Source organism: Glutamicibacter sp. AOP38-B1-38 (assembly GCF_052377485.1).
Lineage (GTDB): Bacteria > Actinomycetota > Actinomycetes > Actinomycetales > Micrococcaceae > Glutamicibacter.
Genome location: NZ_JBQSWU010000095.1, coordinates 1 through 623, shown reverse-complemented (window position 1 = coordinate 623; position 623 = coordinate 1). Strand labels below are relative to the sequence as shown.

The window sequence follows — 623 nt, the reverse complement described above, 5'->3', positions numbered from 1 at the left end:
CGTTTAGCGCAGCCGCGCTAAACGGCGATTCTTCTTCCCGTAAACGATCGTTTTTGAATCATCTACACTACTCAAAGCATCGACTGTTCAAAATTTTTTAATTGCGCTCAATACCTCGTCAAATACGGATTAAATGTTGAAGCTCAGTATAAGCTGATCAATATGATTGACTAAGGCAACTAACAGATCGATGGGTGAAACTTTTGAAAAAAATCACTTCAATTGCTCTCGGCGCTCTTCTGCTAGGTAGCTCGTTGCTGAGCGCGCCAGCTAATGCAGCCCAGATGGAGCCAGAAAATTTCGTAGAAACACAGGCAGTCCCAGCCTATGCTGTCGGGGAAAGTGGAGAACGGTTCTACTTTGACAACATTGAACAGAAGTTAGGGGTCGCGCAACCCGCAGCATACTGGTCACCCTGTGGCGTTTTCGATAAGAACGAAAAGCTCGTCAGAACTTTCAGTAGGCAAACGGTTAAAGGAGTCTCGGGACGTACAGCCTATCTACGTTGTGGCACAAACAAAGTCGTCAAAGGTAAAAATATCGGTTGGGGCTATCGGCATATCAAAGCTGGCCACATGAACGACTGGAACAACCAGGCGGTATTCTTAGGTGCGAACTGGAGG

At 46.5% G+C, this 623-nt stretch carries 1 protein-coding gene; it reads left to right on the top strand.

Annotated elements, in window-relative coordinates; genetic code table 11:
• Positions 1-194: 194 nt before the first annotated feature.
• Positions 195-623, top strand: a 429-nt coding sequence (locus ACT3TP_RS18745; RefSeq protein WP_444621293.1) for a hypothetical protein, incomplete at its 3' end; no start/stop codon positions are given.